Origin of the sequence: Mucilaginibacter sp. NFR10, assembly GCF_900100445.1 — a bacterium.
In the GTDB taxonomy this organism is placed as follows: Bacteria; Bacteroidota; Bacteroidia; order Sphingobacteriales; family Sphingobacteriaceae; genus Mucilaginibacter; species Mucilaginibacter rubeus.
The window spans coordinates 210,550-226,947 of record NZ_FMTV01000006.1 but is presented as its reverse complement, the minus strand read 5'-3'; the positions used below and the strand labels follow the sequence as shown (position 1 = coordinate 226,947).

The following is a 16,398-nucleotide window of genomic DNA, read 5'->3' as shown; positions in this document are numbered from 1 at the left end:
TGATTTATTTGATATCGTCCGGATTAAGCTCCGCATTATGTCACCATCAATTTCGCAATCGATTGCGAAGCTGGTCATAATAAAGTTATCGTTGTGATTTAACAAACTATAAAATGAAAAACCTGATTAGGGGCCCGGACGGGAAGCATATTAAACTCAAACCTGGGCGAATTGTTCCATGGCACAAAAACTTCAATTTTTTTAAACCTGAATTATGAAAAAATCATTACAAACTATTCAAAAGAAACCTTTCTTGCTGCTGCTGGCGGTTTTGCTTTCCAGCCTTACAGCATTTGGGCAAGGCAGGAAAATAAACGGTACCGTAGTCGATGAGAAGGGTCTGCCTTTACCGGGCGCTACCGTAAGGGCAAAAACAGCTAAAGCAACATCAGTAACCGATGTTGCCGGCAATTTCACCATAACTGTCCCTCCAACCGAGAAGGCGCTTATTGTGACTTTTATTGGTTATGCCGACCAGGAAATCCAGATTAACGGGCAAACACATTTATCCATTCGTCTTAGCCAAAGCAGTAACAGCCTTAACGATGTGATCGTTATCGGCTATGGTAGCCAAAGGCGGGAAGCTGTAACGGGTTCAGTCGCGTCGATCAGCGGCGAACGGATCCGTGATATTCCCGCGCCTAATATCAGCCAGGCTATACAAGGCAGGTTGCCCGGCGTAGAGGTCTCTCAAACTTCTACAAAACCAGGTGCAACGATGCAGATCCTGATCAGGGGCCAACGGTCGCTTACTGCAAGCAATGACCCTTTGATCGTACTTGACGGTATCCCTTTTACCGGCTCTCTTGGTGATATTAACCCTAACGACGTTAAAAGTATCGATATTCTTAAGGATGCTTCCGCCACAGCTATTTACGGCTCGAGGGGAGCAAACGGCGTTGTACTTATTACCACGAATAGGGGCCAGGTGGGAGGAGCCGCTAAAATTACCTATAACGCCTATTATGGGGAGCAAAAACTTTTCGCCAGGTACCCGATGATGACCGGTCCCGAATTTTTAAAACTACGTAAAGCGGCGGGCCTGTACACCAACGCCGTAGACGAAGCTGACGATGTTAATACCGACTGGCAGAAGCTTTTTTACAGAAGCGGTATGGTTTTCAGTAATGACGTAGGTGTTTCCGGAGGCAGCCAAACGGGTACATATAATTTCGGCGGCGGCTATTATAAAAATCAGGGCCTTATTCCCACGCAGCAATATACCCGCTACTCCATGAGAGGATCTGTTGACCAGAATGTAGGCAAATACGTTAAAGTTGGCTTTACCACTAACAATAACTATAACCTTACCGAAGGCAGCCAGGTTGGCGTTGGCAGTGTTTTGGGACTTTCGCCCCTTGCCAATCCCTATAATGCGGACGGAAGCCTGAAAAGAACCGTTAAAACGCCACTGTCTGAAAGTTTCGTTTTGACCAAAGGCATCATCAATAACCTCCACGATCAATGGCTCAACGAAACAAGAAATTACGCCACATACAACTCCGTTTATGGCGAAGTAAAAATTCCGTGGGTGGAAGGCCTGAAATACAGGGTAAACCTTGGTCTCGATTATGTGCAAAGCAACAACGGCAATTATACCGGAGTTGGGATTGGCAGTGCCACGCCGACAACGCCGTCAACAGCGGGCGTAAGCAACTCAGCCCAATATCACTGGGCGGTTGAAAATTTGCTGACCTACGACCATACTTTCGCTCAAAAGCATAACATAAATGTCGTGGCCCTGTATTCTACCGAGCAAACCAGGTATAATTCTTCCAGCATGTCAGCCAAAGATATTCCAGCTGATGCTTTCCAGTTTTATAACCTGGGTGCAGCAACCGGCGAGATCACAATCGGCAACGGCAACTACAGCCAGAGCGGCCTGATGTCATACATGGGTCGTGTGATGTATTCATACGATGACCGCTTCCTGCTGTCTGCCACCGTGCGCTCGGATGCCTCTTCCCGTTTAGCTCCAGGGCATAAATGGCACACTTATCCTGCAGTTTCAGCAGGCTGGAATATCATGAACGAATCTTTCATGAAAGGCATTTCGGTTATAGATAATCTGAAACTGCGTGCAGGCTTTGGGCAAACCTCAAACCAGGCAGTAAACGCTTATCAGACATTAGGTACTTTGGGTACGCGTCAGTATAATTTCGGCGACACAAACTATGCTACGGGTTATTATGTAACCCAGCTTCCAAGTCCAACTTTAGGTTGGGAATATTCAAAGACATGGAACTATGGAATAGACTTTTCTTTGTTTAAACATCGCTTATCAGGTACTGTTGAATATTATGTTACAAATACAAACGATATCTTACTGGGCGTAGGGCTGCCGCCTACCGCGGGGGTTGGAAGCTATACAGCAAACGTTGGGCGGACTCAGAACAAGGGGCTTGAGTTAAGTTTGAATGGTACGCTCATCAATAAAAACGGGTTTACCTGGGATTTGGGTATTAATATCTATGGAAACAGGAATAAACTTGTGGCGCTCGCTTCAGGTCAGACACGTGATGAGGGCAACGCATGGTTCGTAGGCCATAATATAAACGCCATATACGATTACAAGAAAATAGGATTGTGGCAGTCTGGCGACCCTTACCTGAGCACCCTTGAACCGGGCGGAAATGTGGGCATGATCAAAGTGTTGTATACCGGAACTTATGACGCCAACGGTCAGCCAACAAGGGCTATCGGGGCCGCCGATCGTCAGATCATCGATGTTGATCCTAAATTCGAAGGCGGCTTTAATACGCGTGTGGCATATAAAGGCTTTGATTTCAGTGTTGTAGGTGCCTTTAAGAAAGGGGGCACGCTCATCAGTAGCCTGTACGGCTCCGGGGGCTATCTGAACCTGATGACAGGCCGCAGTAATAACGTTCAGGAAGATTACTGGACGCCGGATAACACAGGTGCAAAATATCCGAAACCAGGCGGTATCCTGAGTGGCGATAATCCGAAATATGGCAGTACGCTCGGTTACTTTGATGCATCCTATCTCAAGATCCGGACAATGACGCTTGGTTATGATTTCAGCAAGCTGCTCTCAAAGCACGCGAACATGCGCCTGCGCACTTATTTCACGGTGCAAAATCCATTTGTATTTTTCTCGCCTTATCACAAAGAGTCAGGGATGGATCCTGAACCAAACTCTTATGGTAATGAAAACGCGGCGGTGCCCCTGTCAAACAGTCTAAGACGATTCTTGACAGTCGGCAGCAACGCCCCTTCGACCACGAATTATGTACTTGGATTGAATTTGACATTTTAACATTATCAACATGAAAACTTTAAAGATAAAAAGCGTCATAAAATCCACGCTTTTGCTAACGGTCTTATCTACGGGATGTAAAAAAGTGCTTGATGAGCAACCGCGTTCCTCCTTCACCCCGGAATATTTTAAAACGGTACAGGGTGTTAATGGGGGATTAACGGCCATGTACGCGCACCTGCGTAATATTTACGGGCAGGCTTATTACTATAATTCGGGTGTTACCGGTACCGATGAAGCTACATGGGGCCAGAGCGCCGACGGAAACTTCAAAGATCTGGATTGCTCAGGCGTCGGTATCATATCTTCAACCAGTTATCCTACCAGTATCATATGGGGCGAGTCTTTTACCGACATCAATACTGCCAGCGGCGTAATCGAAAACGCCAGTGCCGTGGGGATTTCCAGCGCTCTGATTGCTGAGGCCCGCTTCTTCAGGGCATTTGATTATTTTTTGCTGGTGCAATCCTACGGCGGCGTACCGCTTGATCTGGGTTCGGGAGCGTTGAAATTTAATATCACGCCTTCAAGGACGTCGGTGCGTAATACGGTACCCGAAGTTTATACAAAGGCGATTTTCCCGGATTTACTGCAGGCGATCAATGATCTGCCGGAAACCGGCCGGGTAACCGGCGGACTGACCAAAACGGCAGCTCGTCTTTTCCTGTCTAAGGCCTATTTAACTTATGCATGGTGGTTGCAAAATCCCAATAGTATCCCGACCTATCCCGCAAGTAACCGGACAGATCCCAATGGACACGATGCTGCGTGGTATTTTCAAAACGCCTACGATATCGCCACCACCGCAATTGATAATCCGGGCTCGTTCAAATTACAGCCAACATTTTACGATGTGAATGTTGGCACAAACGACCGTAACAGCGAAATGGTGCTCTATGCAGACCATACTCAAAGCAGTGAAAAATATAACGGTTCGAGTTTGACCTACGGAAGCGGCGGCGCTCCGGATAACTTTGCCGGCTGGATGATGACCTGGAACTATCCCAACATAATCAGTGGCGGGGTGAACTCCGTTCTGCGTGAGGCAGATCAACATTTAGGTCGGCCCTGGGTTCGCATGGCCCCTACTGTTGAAGTACTGAAAAACACTTTCGCTGATAAAGTAAACGATTCACGATATGACGGAACTTTCACAACCGTATATCGCGGAAACTGGCAAAAGGGCGGAAACACGGCCCAGACCTTAGCTAACGCCAACGGCTTGCCCGTTGCACAGGGGGGCGCGATACTCTCGTTCCTGGATAATGACGATCCGAACGTGGTGTATGCCAAAGGAAACGGGAATGTTGGTGCCGGGCTGCTGCCAGGTAGATCAGATTGGGTGGTCAACCCTGGCGATATAAGCCGGATAATTTATCCGGGACTCTGGAAACTGGGGCCTTATCGTACAGATAACGGCACAGGTTTGGGACAGCCAAATGCCGGTAGTACGCGTCCTTATCCAATAGCAAAATTCTCGGAGCTATACCTGATCGCAGCGGAGGCGGCAGTTAAAGGCGCCACTGTTAAACCAGGAAAATCAGCACGTGAACTCGTTAACGTGCTGCGGGCACGCGCAGGAAAGTGGCGTTTCAATAATAATGGTAATGTAGTAAAGATTGAAGACGATAGCCAGGCTATGATGGCGGCTACTCCCGCAATCATCGACATGAACTATGTATTAGCGGAGCGTTCCCGGGAATTTTATGCAGAAGGCGGCCGCTGGTTCGATCTGGTACGGACACAAAAGTGGGGGGAACTTGCTGCTTCCTTTACAATTGCAGGAACCACCTTTGGAGACCATACGCCGGTTAAAGTTACACGTTCCATCGACTCGCATCTCTATCTTCGCCCTATTCCGCAGGGGCAAATAGATGCATTAGTTATGAGCGCTGCTGATAAGGCTGCCTACCAGAATCCGGGCTACTAAGCTGGAGAAATAATGATTTTTTAACGAGGCTGTTCAATGTGAACAGCCTCTTAATTTCTTCCGGTCGGTGATGCTTAGCGTACAGCATTTGCATAATTATACGATGATCTTTCTCGTGTTTGAGGGGCAATTTATACGGCTTAATGCAGCTTTCCGGTTTAACATTTGCGCAATTGTATTGCGCAGGCCTATTCGGCGAACCCTGTTTTCTTTAAAACGGAGCTTGTTCGAAAATCAATCGGGATAATTAATCCGGGGATAAAATATTGTTCATAAGGCTAATAGTCAATATATTGTAAGAAAAAAGCAGCCATACTTAAAAAGTGACTTGCGCTATAACCCAATAAACTGACTTGCAAACCGGCACGGGCTTGTATACCCCTGTCATAACTAAACTGATAAAATTGAAAAAGACATTTTTAGCAATGATTGCAGGCCTTTTTTGTGCCGTCGCCTGGGGACAAAATAATCAATCCGCTCTTCGGGATCTGCGTTATAGGCTATGGTACACCAGGCCCGCCACCAACTGGAATGAGGCCCTGCCGATAGGGAATGGTTTTATAGGTGGAATGGTCTTTGGCGGCGTACAGCAGGAACGCATCCAGCTCAACGAATCTACCATCTGGGGAGGCGCCCCCAACAACAACATTGATTCGGCCGCTAAGCCTCATATTGAAGAAGTACGCGTGCTTTTGGCGCAAAAAAAATACCTGGAGGCGCAGGCGGCTGCCAATAAATATCTCGGCCCGAAGGGCAACAGCGGCATGCCCTATCAGCTCGCTGGCAATTTGTATATCAATTTTCCCGGCCAGACGGACGTTAGCAATTATTACCGCAACCTGGATATTGAACATGCCACAGCCACAGTACGTTACAGCTCGGGAGGCGTTCAGTATAAGCGGGAATACTTTACCTCTTTCAAAGAACATGTGTTACTGGTACGGCTGAGTGCTGATAAACCGGGAATGATCAATTGCAAGGTAAGGCTCCAGAGCCCGCTTGTACAAGAGATTAGCGCAGCTAACCAGGAAATCGTTCTTTCAGGTAAAAGCAGCGATCACGAAAATCAAAAAGGCCAGGTCAGGTTTAACATGATCGCCCGTGTAAAAAATCATGGGGGCACGATACAAACGGATACTTCCGGGATGACCATCGCCCATGCGGACACGGCGACTATTTATCTCTCCATCGGCACTAATTTCATCAACTATCACAACCTGTCAGGAAACGCGCCTGGGCGGGCCCGCAACGATATGCAGGCTGCCTGTACCAAATCGTTTAATACCCTGCGCCAATCTAATATCAGGTTTTATCAGTCGTACTTTAACCGGATAAAACTGGACCTGGGCATGACAAACGCGATCAAGCTGCCCACAGATGTGCGGATACAAAACTTTGCAGGTAACAACGACGCCCAACTGGCCGAACTGTATTTTCAATTCGGGCGTTACCTACTGATCTGTTCGTCACAACCGGGATCACAACCGGCCAACCTTCAGGGCATATGGAACGGGGAACTGAAAGGTCCGTGGGATAGTAAGTATACCGTCAATATCAATTCTGAAATGAACTATTGGCCGGCGGAGGCCACCCAACTATCTGAGCTGGGCACGCCTTTATTTAACCTCATCAAAGATGTTTCCGTAACCGGTAAGGCGACAGCCAGGCAGATGTATGGGGCCAGGGGCTGGATGCTTCATCATAATACAGACATCTGGCGGATTACCGGTATAGTGGATGGCGCATTCTGGGGCTTATGGCCAACCGCAAATGCCTGGCTGTGCCAGCATCTGTGGGAGCATTATCTTTTCACGGGAGATAAAAAATTTCTGAAGCAATATTACCCGGTAATGAGAGGTGCCGCTACCTATTTCGTTGATGTGCTGCAAAAAGAACCGGATCATGGCTGGCTCGTCGTAAGCCCGTCTGTTTCGCCCGAGCACGAATACATAACCGGGAGCCATGAGGTGTCGGTTGCTGCCGGGACCACGATGGATAACCAATTGGTATATGGCTTATTTACAGATGTTATATATGCTGCGGCAGACCTGAATACAGACAAAATATTTGCCGATTCGCTGAAAGCGCTGCGCGAAAAATTGCCGCCAATGCAGGTGGGCCGGTACGGGCAATTGCAGGAGTGGCTGGACGACCTTGACCGGCCAACTGACAATCACCGCCACGTATCGCACCTTTACGGACTTTTCCCGGGGAACCAGATCTCTCCTTTTATACATCCGGAATTATTCGCCGCGGCCAAAAATTCATTGGTATACCGTGGTGACGTATCTACCGGCTGGTCAATGGCCTGGAAGATTAATTTGTGGGCCCGGTTATTAGACGGCAATCACGCTTACAAGCTAATCAAAGACCAGATAAAACCAGTCATGACCGGATCCGGAGGCACATATCCCAATTTATTTGACGCACATCCCCCCTTTCAGATTGACGGCAATTTTGGCTGTACTTCGGGGATCACCGAAATGTTGATGCAAAGCCATGATGCTGCAATCTATCTGCTGCCTGCTATGCCCGACGACTGGGATAAAGGCAGCGTAAACGGACTGATGGCCCGTGGCGGATTCAAGATAGACCTGGCATGGTCAGGCCGTCACCTAACAAAACTCGTTATACATTCGGCCCTTGGCGGGAATTGCCGGCTGCGTGTTAACGAACTGCTGAACAACCGGATGTTAAAAAAAGCAAACGGGGTTAACAGCAATCGATTCTATCGTATCACCGACATCGCGCAACCCATCATCAAAAAAAACGATAAAGATCTAAACGTAAAACTCCCGAAAAGTTATTTATATGATCTTCCAACCCTGGCAGGTAAAACATACCGCATTATTTGAGTAATTAATAAGATGAGTTGTAGTAGCAATTTCCCGCTATAAACATATAAAAGGGAATTGGCCGGCGATATGATGAAAAAATGCCGGACAACCCGGGCTATCCAGCCCCGTCAAATTAAACATCGAGGTATAAATGCCCTGCCTGCTGCCTTTGGAAAACAATATTAACAAAGATGAAACAAACCCAATTTAAACTTATCTGCACACTCATGGCGGCGGTTTTCACCGTAAATCAGGCCGCCGCCCAAACAAAACAAAAACAAACCTTTTTATCTCCTCCCCTCATCAGGTCGATTTATACCGCAGATCCCTCCGCACATGTTTTCAATGGTAAAATTTATATTTACCCTTCTCATGACATTGACACAGCCGTAACCGACAACGGCGGCGGCGATCACTTCGCGATGAGGGATTATCATATCCTTTCGCTCGATCATATCAACGGGCCGGTAACCGATCACGGGGTAGCCCTCGATATAAAAAATATCCCCTGGGCAGGAAGGCAGCTATGGGCGCCGGATTGTGCTTACAAAAATGGCGTGTATTACCTTTACTTTCCGGTGAAGGATAAACAAGATGTTTTCCATATTGGCGTTGCTACTTCCAAAGATCCCGCCGGGCCTTTTAAAGCCGAACCACAGCCAATTGAAGGCAGTTTTAGTATCGATCCGGCGGTATATACAGATTCGGATGGCCAAAGTTATATGTATTTTGGCGGTATCTGGGGAGGTCAGTTACAGCAATGGGCCACGGGCCAATACCAGCCCAACGGTTCTAAAACCGACCTTCAGAACGACGATGCCCCGGCGCTCAGTTGTAAAGTGGTCAGGCTAAGTTCGGATATGAAGCATTTTGAGGGGCCGGTGAAGGATGTTATTATCCTGGACGAGAGCGGGCGCCCGCTGCTGGGAAAAGACCATAACAGGCGTTTTTTTGAAGGGCCCTGGATGCATAAATTTGAAGGTAAATACTATTTCACCTACTCTACAGGCGACACGCATTACCTGGCGTACGCTACAAGTGATAAGCCATTCGGCCCCTTCCGCTATAAAGGAATATTTTTGAAACCGGTGCAGGGCTGGACCACGCACCATTCTATTGTGGAGTTTAAAGGAAAATGGTACCTGTTTTACCACGACACGGAAATCTCCGGCAAAACGCACCTGAGAAATGTTAAGGTAACGCCGCTTTACCATCGTTCAGATGGCAGTATTGCCCTGATTGACCCGTTTAAATCAAAATAAATTTAGAATAAGCCATATGATGAAGCGTAAAGGAGGATCAATTTGCTTAACATTTCGGAATGGATGCAAAAATTAAAGAAAGGCGACACTGCTTTTTTCAAACCACCCAAAGGCAAATTACTGGCAGACAACAGTGCCAAAAATTTCGAGCTCATTAATGATATTACTTCATTGTCGCATTTATACGAAATCAACTGCAATCTTGCAGTCAGCAAATCCATTTTCGGCTTTATTTATGCCGGACAGGATGGCAATTTTTTCCCGGACATAGATGGCAATTTTGTATTCACTCATCATATAATTATAACTGTAGTGACAAATACCATCGTCAGTAAAATCATTACCCATCTACCCAAAAATCTAAATGATGCCATTGCTTCGGGCATTCCGAATCTGCATCGCTTTGTATAACCATTTAAAGCACGATAAAACGATGCCATTTCAAAACTTACAGACAAAACCATCCTGGAAAACGGAAAGGCAAAAGCCGATAACGGTTAATAAAATTTCTAAATTTACAAAATGCATGAAAAGTTATTTGCACTCCTATCCCAAACAATCACGCCGGAAGATAGGGCCTTGTGCAAAGACTTTTTTGAGTATGTACTTTTCCCCAAAAACCACATCTGTGAAAAAGAGGGAAGCATTCCGAAGTATCTTTATTTCGTGGTTTCTGGCTATGTACGACTATTTTATTACAACGAGAACGGAGATGAGGTAACCACACATATCAATTGTCCGCCAGGATTTATTACTTCCTACTTCCACTTTGTCAACCAAACAAAATCCAACGAAAATCTGGAATGTGTAACGGAATGTGAATTATTGAGAATTACGAAAACGAATCTGGATCAACTAACACAGCAAAGCACAGTCTTCAGGGATTTCAGCATCTCGGTTTTCCAGCAATCACTTGCCTATAACGAAAACCGCTCAACAGAACTGGCAACACTAAGTGCCGAAGAACGCTATCGCAAATTAATGAAAAACTATCCGCAGATCTTACAAAACGTACCGCTGCAACACATCGCATCTTTTTTAGGAATGAACCCTAAAAGCCTAAGCAGAATACGAAAGGAAATCATTAAGTAACATTTGTGAAGTGCCTTTAAAAAGCCAATCTTGAATTTTGTACCATCATTTAAACATCAAAAACTATGGCACAGAAAAATTTGGCATTGGTTACAGGTGCAAACGGACATCTGGGCAATAACCTTGTGAGATTGCTTATCGAAAAAGGCATTCCTGTCCGGGCTTCGGTTCGCAACATTAAAAACCAGGAATCTTTTGCAGGACTCAATTGCGAAGTGGTTCAGGCTGACATCACCGACAAACAATCCCTGGCTAACGCCTTGCAGGATGTAGATGTTTTTTATGCCGTAGGTGCATCGTTCAAACTTTGGGCAAATAACCCGAAAAAAGAAATTTATGACGTCAATCTTTCCGGGGCGAAAAACATGATTGAAGCCGCCGCAGAAGCCGGTGTAAAACGGATTGTATATGTAAGTTCCATAGCGGCGTTAGATTATTCCAGACTTCCTACAAAGGAGAGCTATGGCTACAATCCCGACCGCAGGGATATGTATTACAACTCGAAAAATGACGGTGAAAAACTGGCGTTCGAGTTGGCTAAGAAACGTAACATTGAGCTGGTTGCCGTACTGCCTTCCGCAATGATTGGCAGTGAAGCATTTGCACCATTGAACGTTTCCTATAACATCATCCACCTGATTTTGAAAAAACAAATTCCTGTTGAAACCAACATTACGCTCAATTGGATTGATGTAAAAGACGTTGCCGAAGGTTGTTATCTGGCTGCAACAAAAGGCAGGGATGGTGAGCGGTACATTCTGGCAAACGAAAAATGTATGTCGATAAAAGAAACTACCAAAATCGCCCAGGAACTCTTCCCTGAACTGAATATAAAACTGCCAGCCGCCGTTCCAAAACCCATACTTTTGACCATTGCCTGGCTGATGGAAACCGGAAGCAGAATCACGGGAAAAGCACCATTGCTCACTACCAAAGACATTAAAATGTTTTCAGGACTTCAACAAAATTTTGATATTTCAAAGTCCAGAACAGAATTGGGATTTATTCCAAGAAACCCGGTGCAGGTAGTGAAAGAAGCAATGGTCTATTTGATTAAAAATCGGAACAAAATATATTAGTTGAGATAGTCGGATATATAACATAAATGATTTTTAACCTCCTTGTTTTCCGGATCTGAAATAATTACGGTTACGCTCTGATAGTCCAAGTAGAAAATCCTCATTAGAGATGCTTTAATCGCATTTGTATTTGAGGATTTTCAGTTGGCTTTAAAAATAACGTAGCATCGCTGAAAAACTTATACCTTCCGGTGCTCTCATCTTCTTTGGCTTCCTTTCCTGTTAAGCCTGGGCGGTTTGAAATTCTGTTTACTCCTTTGTTTGCAATTGCTTGTACTGCTGTACCATTTTTTTCTGCGGTTTTCATTTTTAAATGATAAAAAAGGTAAGGATAGCAATCGGGAAGCAAGGAGAGCGCCTGCCTTTATAACCAGTTAGTTTCGGGCAGGGGCAGCTTATTTAAACAATAATGATCTTATCGCCAAAGCATTCTTAGATCCCTTTATCTTAACATATAGATCATGCTGACCGGCAATGGCGGGTATCTTTGCAGATATGGCCGACCATTTATTCAATGAGCCCGTACTTTTAACTGGTATAACGGCGATTCTCCTGCCGTCTTTGTTTAGGTCATCGATCCATATTTCAACGCTGCCGTTATTAAGCGCCGCGGCGGTCAAAGAAATACTGGTTGCTTTGTTTGCCCCTCTCCCCATATCCACTCCGCCCAACATCACCCAACCTCCGGCATCATTGTTTAAGATAACGCCATCAACCTGAGATAACGTAACGCCCCAATAATTATTGGCGCCTGCTAAGGGCTGCTCCGAATAACCGTCTTTATAAACGAAAAGATCGAAATCCGCTTCCCTGCCTTCAGCAAAAAGGCCCAGGCTGGTACCTACCCACGAATTAAAATTAGGCTGGGCTTTGTCCAGTTCACTTGCATTGATGACCGTACCGATTTGATGCCATTGCAGACCATCAGAACTGTAGTAACCGGTTAGCTCATGCGCTTTTCGCTCCAGTTTCAGCCATACGCTTTCCCCAATTTTGTTTTCTGTGCTGAACGACTGGCCGCCCATCGCGAAATTGAATATTTTTCTGCCTTCTTCAAACCCAGTACAAAGACGCACGTTTACCGATTCATTGCCGGAAGCAAGGTAAATCCCCGCCTCTTGCCCCGATGCCAGTGCATTCAGCCTTACCCGCGTAACGAGCGAATAATAATGTCCCGCCTCTTTTTGCAGAATGTGGGTCCTGCCAATTTTCGGCTTAAGCCTAAGCCAGCCTTTATTGTCAGTGACTGAATACTGTTGCGCAGCGTTCTTGTTGAAAAAATGCCAATACAACGACAAATTTGAACTTGAAAATTCATCCGACCTCGGTAAGCGCCAGGCCAGGCCGTTATTTGTAAGATTTGGACGTGCAAGGGGCATATCTGAGGGATAAGGAACAAACGGACGGCCGTCGGCTGTCCACTGAACCTGCAAAATCAGGTCCTGCCTTCCCTGGCCGCTCCAGTCATCCCCTTTGGGCGCATCATAACTTTGCGCGATACACCACCAGGTACCGTCGCTTAACCGAAATGGGGACGACATGTGATTGACTGATCTGAACCTGTTATCCGGATCTTTTGAAAACGCGAATATTTTTCCAAGGTTCTCCCATTTCGCTGAATCCGCGGTAAGTGATCTTGAACGAAGTACATACTGCCCGCCTGTAACATCACCAGCCATGAAGTAATAATACCAGCCCTCCCTCTTACACATCACAGGGCCCTCAGCCCAGCTATATTTCTTGTCATGATTGATCCAGTCCAGGTTAATCAATTTGCCTGTCAGGTGGCCGGAACGATCGATCTGCTGTATGCGGTTAGCTGTCTGACTGGCTTTAATGATCATGTAAGGTGTGCCGTCGTCATCTACGAAAATAGAATTATCGTAGCCGATAGGGCCTGTATCCGGGGTTGTTTTAACTTTTTCAGGCGCAGACCATGGCCCCGACGGTTTCGCGGCGCTTGACATGTATTGCCCGCCTCCTGCGCTGTTTGAAAAATAAATACGATAAACGCCATAAAAATAGGTTATTGCGCCTTGCCAAATGCCGGCACCCGGCGCCCCGGACTTTAACTCATCCCAATCCGCGGGCACAACCCTTGAAATGAGCTCCCAATGCAACAGGTCTTTGGAATGGAGAATCGGTAAGTTAGGGACGAAATGAAAACTGGAGCCGCACATGTAAAAGTCATCGCCAACCTTTAAGAGTGTCGGATCCGGATGATCCCCGGCGAGCACCGGATTGACATAAGTTCTAACCAGGGTTGCTGCATCCTGGGGGTAAGGGGCCGGCTTGATATCTTCTACCTTATTGAACTGGGCCATAGCGCCATGATACCAGAAAAAAGAACAAACAACTATTAAACTACAACGGGAAATAATGGATTTGAAAGTCATCAGTGTACAAATGAATATAAGACCTAAAAGTATGATTACAGCATTCGCCCGGATGTCCTGTATGTAACTAATCGTACAACGAATGTGCAAAACCGCCATATTGATAACGCTCATTGCAGATATCGAATAGCTGATTATCCATATTGTCATTAGACTTTAGGTGACATGATCAAAGGTGCCGAATTATCAAAACAAGGCTATTGTTCCATTTTTAAGTCATTGCGGCAATAGTAATGAGTATAAAAAAAGGTAAAAAGTGTCTTTCCTGTATGTGCCTTTTTATAAAAAACTGTTAAGAGTTGTACTGTGTGCTTTCCTGCTGATATAGTGAGTATCGTCCGGGCTGAACATGTGCAAGGCGTCCGATTTGTCACTTATAATGACTATAACAAATGATAAACATTAGGCACAATTGGCGTATTATCAAGCCTTTTGTAATATCCGACAGGCCGGTTGATTTAAATTTTCGGCGAATTAAAAAAATATTCAATTTTAATTATTTAAGACACGTTTATGAAAACAGTTGTCAGGTATCTTATTAATGCTTCAGCGCTGTTGTTTTGCTTTCAAACTTCAACAGCACAACAGTTTGTCCATCCGGGGCTGCTTCAAAGCCGCGAAGACCTGGCCAGAATAAAAAACGGTGTTGCCATGCGCATTGAGCCCATTTTTACGGGCTATAATGAATTAAAAGAGAATCGCCAGTCGCAGTTCGATTATAAAATGCAGGGGCCAATGGAGATGGTTGGCCGAAATCCTACCGTCGGCCAGGGTGTTTATGATGCTGACGCCAATGCGGCCTATCAGAACGCCATCATGTGGACCATAACAGCCGATCAACGTTATGCGGAAAAAGCAAAACAAATTGTTGATGCCTGGGCATCGACATTAAAATCCATAACAGGCCGTGACGCCGTATTAATGGCCGGTCTTGGACCGTTCAAAATGGTTAATGCCGCGGAAATTTTGCGCTATACCAATTCAAACTGGGCACCTGTCAAAATTAAGCAAGCTGAGAAGCACTTTAAAGAAGTGATTTATCCGATTATTAAGGATTTTGCACCTTTTGCTAACGGCAACTGGGATTCAGCTGCACTAAAAACAATGATGGCCATAGCAGTATTCTGCAATGACCGGCCAATGTTTGAACGCGCGATTGTTTACTATCAATACGGCGAAGGCAACGGCAGCCTTCCTAATTATATTATTAATGAAGAAGGCCAGTGCCAGGAAAGCGGAAGAGACCAATCGCATACGCAATTAGGTATAGCGCATCTTGCCGATTGCGCCGAGATCGCGTGGCAACAGGGACTAAACCTTTACGGTATACTCAATGATCGCCTGCTCAGGGGCTTCGAGTATACCGCGAAATATAATTTGGGGGGGGATGTTCCTTATTTGCCCGCAATGGACCAGACCGGAAAATATTTGCATGCTCAGATAGCTACAGAAGGGCGCGGCAAACTGCGTGCGGTTTATGAAGAGGTATTTAATCACTATGTTCACCGGGCGAATAAAACAGCCACTTTTACGCAGAAAGCTGCTGAAAAAGTACGACCGGAACCGCAGGGCACACCAGGTGCAGACCATATTGGCTTTGGTACTTTATTGTACTCACGCAGCCCGCAAACTATTGACCCCTATGCAAAGGTTAAGCCGTGCACTCCGTCGGGATTGACGGCCATGCCTGAGAACAGATCCATTCAATTGACGTGGGTACCGGTACGGGGAGCCATTTTTTATCAGGTTAAAAGGGCAATCAATAGGAAAGGGAAGTTTAAGATAATTTCCACCAGGGTTACTAATGCACAGTTTCAGGATAAAAACGTAGCCCCGGGGCGCAAGTATGTGTATACGGTATCGGCAGTGAATAATAAAGGCAGAAGCACGGATGCCTATCCTGCTGCTGTTACAGCGGGATTGCCTGCCGGATGGTCGGTTACCGATCTCGACCCCAAATCAAAAAAAGGACAAGCACGGTCATTGGAATCTGGTTTTACTGTTGAAGGTAACGGCTTGGGATTTACCGGAAACGAAGAGCAGGCTACCTACATCCATCACAAATTAGTGCCTTATCAAACGCTCGCCATTCATTACCAGCCGCAGTTGACTTCGCAGTTCACCGGTTTCGGCATTTCGTTCCGGCAGTCTGCAAAGGAAAAGGGGACCGGGGTAAATTTGCTGATCTATCCAGAAGTTTCGCAACAACTTGAGGCCCCCAAATGGGTAGTAACCTGTACGGCTCGGCTTCACCCGGGCGATAGTTTAACACAGGTGGGAGCGACGCTCGATATAAAAGAACCCGTGATATCTTTTAACCGTATGACGGGCGGTTGCTGGTTGAAGTTGGTTCAGGAGCAAAACCAGGTAAACGCGTTTTATTCCGCGGATGGTAAAGATTGGCAACTGATCGGGACTGTTGCGCGAAACCTATCGCTGACAGAAGCCGGCATAATTGTTTTTTCAGGGCTTGAAGCGGTATCTACAACGGTCAGGTTTGATCAGGTTAGGTTAGAATAATCTTT

Annotated in this window: 10 protein-coding genes; 8 read left to right on the top strand and 2 right to left on the bottom strand. The window is 46.0% G+C overall.

Going from position 1 to position 16,398, the window contains the following annotated elements:
* Positions 1–214 precede the first annotated feature (214 nt).
* The 7 genes from BLP33_RS20055 (at position 215) to BLP33_RS20025 (ending at position 11,477) form a co-directional block, all read left to right on the top strand.
* On the top strand, positions 215–3,277 hold the full coding sequence (locus tag BLP33_RS20055) for a SusC/RagA family TonB-linked outer membrane protein (protein WP_090532454.1): 3,063 nt from the start codon (positions 215–217) through the stop codon (positions 3,275–3,277).
* Between the two features lie 10 nt (positions 3,278–3,287).
* Positions 3,288–5,207, top strand: coding sequence for a RagB/SusD family nutrient uptake outer membrane protein (locus BLP33_RS20050; protein ID WP_090532452.1), 1,920 nt, complete (start codon positions 3,288–3,290; stop codon positions 5,205–5,207).
* A 404-nt stretch (positions 5,208–5,611) separates the two neighbouring features.
* The gene (locus BLP33_RS20045; RefSeq protein ID WP_254780202.1) at positions 5,612–8,062 is read left to right on the top strand and encodes a glycoside hydrolase family 95 protein; all 2,451 of its coding nucleotides are present in this window, start codon (positions 5,612–5,614) and stop codon (positions 8,060–8,062) included.
* 173 nt (positions 8,063–8,235) lie between these two features.
* Positions 8,236–9,306: a glycoside hydrolase family 43 protein gene (locus BLP33_RS20040; RefSeq protein WP_090532450.1), complete on the top strand. Its 1,071-nt coding sequence runs from the start codon at positions 8,236–8,238 to the stop codon at positions 9,304–9,306.
* A gap of 63 nt (positions 9,307–9,369) precedes the next feature.
* A complete protein-coding gene (locus BLP33_RS20035; protein WP_090532449.1) occupies positions 9,370–9,717 on the top strand; it encodes a hypothetical protein in 348 nt (115 codons plus the stop codon).
* A gap of 111 nt (positions 9,718–9,828) precedes the next feature.
* Positions 9,829–10,398, top strand: a complete 570-nt coding sequence (locus BLP33_RS20030; RefSeq protein ID WP_090532447.1) for a Crp/Fnr family transcriptional regulator — start codon at positions 9,829–9,831, stop codon at positions 10,396–10,398.
* Positions 10,399–10,463: 65 nt separating this feature from the next.
* Positions 10,464–11,477: an NAD-dependent epimerase/dehydratase family protein gene (locus tag BLP33_RS20025; RefSeq protein ID WP_090532444.1), complete on the top strand. Its 1,014-nt coding sequence runs from the start codon at positions 10,464–10,466 to the stop codon at positions 11,475–11,477.
* Between the two features lie 103 nt (positions 11,478–11,580).
* On the opposite strand, the gene BLP33_RS20020 is transcribed toward BLP33_RS20025, so the two are convergent.
* The gene (locus BLP33_RS20020; protein ID WP_090532442.1) at positions 11,581–11,784 is read right to left on the bottom strand and encodes a hypothetical protein; all 204 of its coding nucleotides are present in this window, start codon (positions 11,782–11,784) and stop codon (positions 11,581–11,583) included.
* 88 nt (positions 11,785–11,872) lie between these two features.
* Entirely contained in the window at positions 11,873–13,873 is a 2,001-nt protein-coding gene (locus BLP33_RS20015; RefSeq protein WP_175490070.1) for a family 43 glycosylhydrolase, read from the bottom strand.
* 513 nt (positions 13,874–14,386) lie between these two features.
* Here BLP33_RS20015 and BLP33_RS20010 point away from each other — a divergent pair.
* Complete coding sequence (locus tag BLP33_RS20010; protein ID WP_090532438.1) at positions 14,387–16,393, top strand: alginate lyase family protein; 2,007 nt, start codon at positions 14,387–14,389, stop codon at positions 16,391–16,393.
* Positions 16,394–16,398 lie beyond the last annotated feature (5 nt).

Coding starts and splice junctions, on each gene's coding strand:
- BLP33_RS20055 (WP_090532454.1), top strand. CDS start 215: ATGAAAAAATCATTACAAACTATTCAAAAGAAACCTTTCTTGCTGCTG.
- BLP33_RS20050 (WP_090532452.1), top strand. CDS start 3,288: ATGAAAACTTTAAAGATAAAAAGCGTCATAAAATCCACGCTTTTGCTA.
- BLP33_RS20040 (WP_090532450.1), top strand. CDS start 8,236: ATGAAACAAACCCAATTTAAACTTATCTGCACACTCATGGCGGCGGTT.
- BLP33_RS20035 (WP_090532449.1), top strand. CDS start 9,370: ATGCAAAAATTAAAGAAAGGCGACACTGCTTTTTTCAAACCACCCAAA.
- BLP33_RS20030 (WP_090532447.1), top strand. CDS start 9,829: ATGCATGAAAAGTTATTTGCACTCCTATCCCAAACAATCACGCCGGAA.
- BLP33_RS20025 (WP_090532444.1), top strand. CDS start 10,464: ATGGCACAGAAAAATTTGGCATTGGTTACAGGTGCAAACGGACATCTG.
- BLP33_RS20020 (WP_090532442.1), bottom strand. CDS start 11,784: ATGAAAACCGCAGAAAAAAATGGTACAGCAGTACAAGCAATTGCAAAC.
- BLP33_RS20015 (WP_175490070.1), bottom strand. CDS start 13,873: ATGACTTTCAAATCCATTATTTCCCGTTGTAGTTTAATAGTTGTTTGT.
- BLP33_RS20010 (WP_090532438.1), top strand. CDS start 14,387: ATGAAAACAGTTGTCAGGTATCTTATTAATGCTTCAGCGCTGTTGTTT.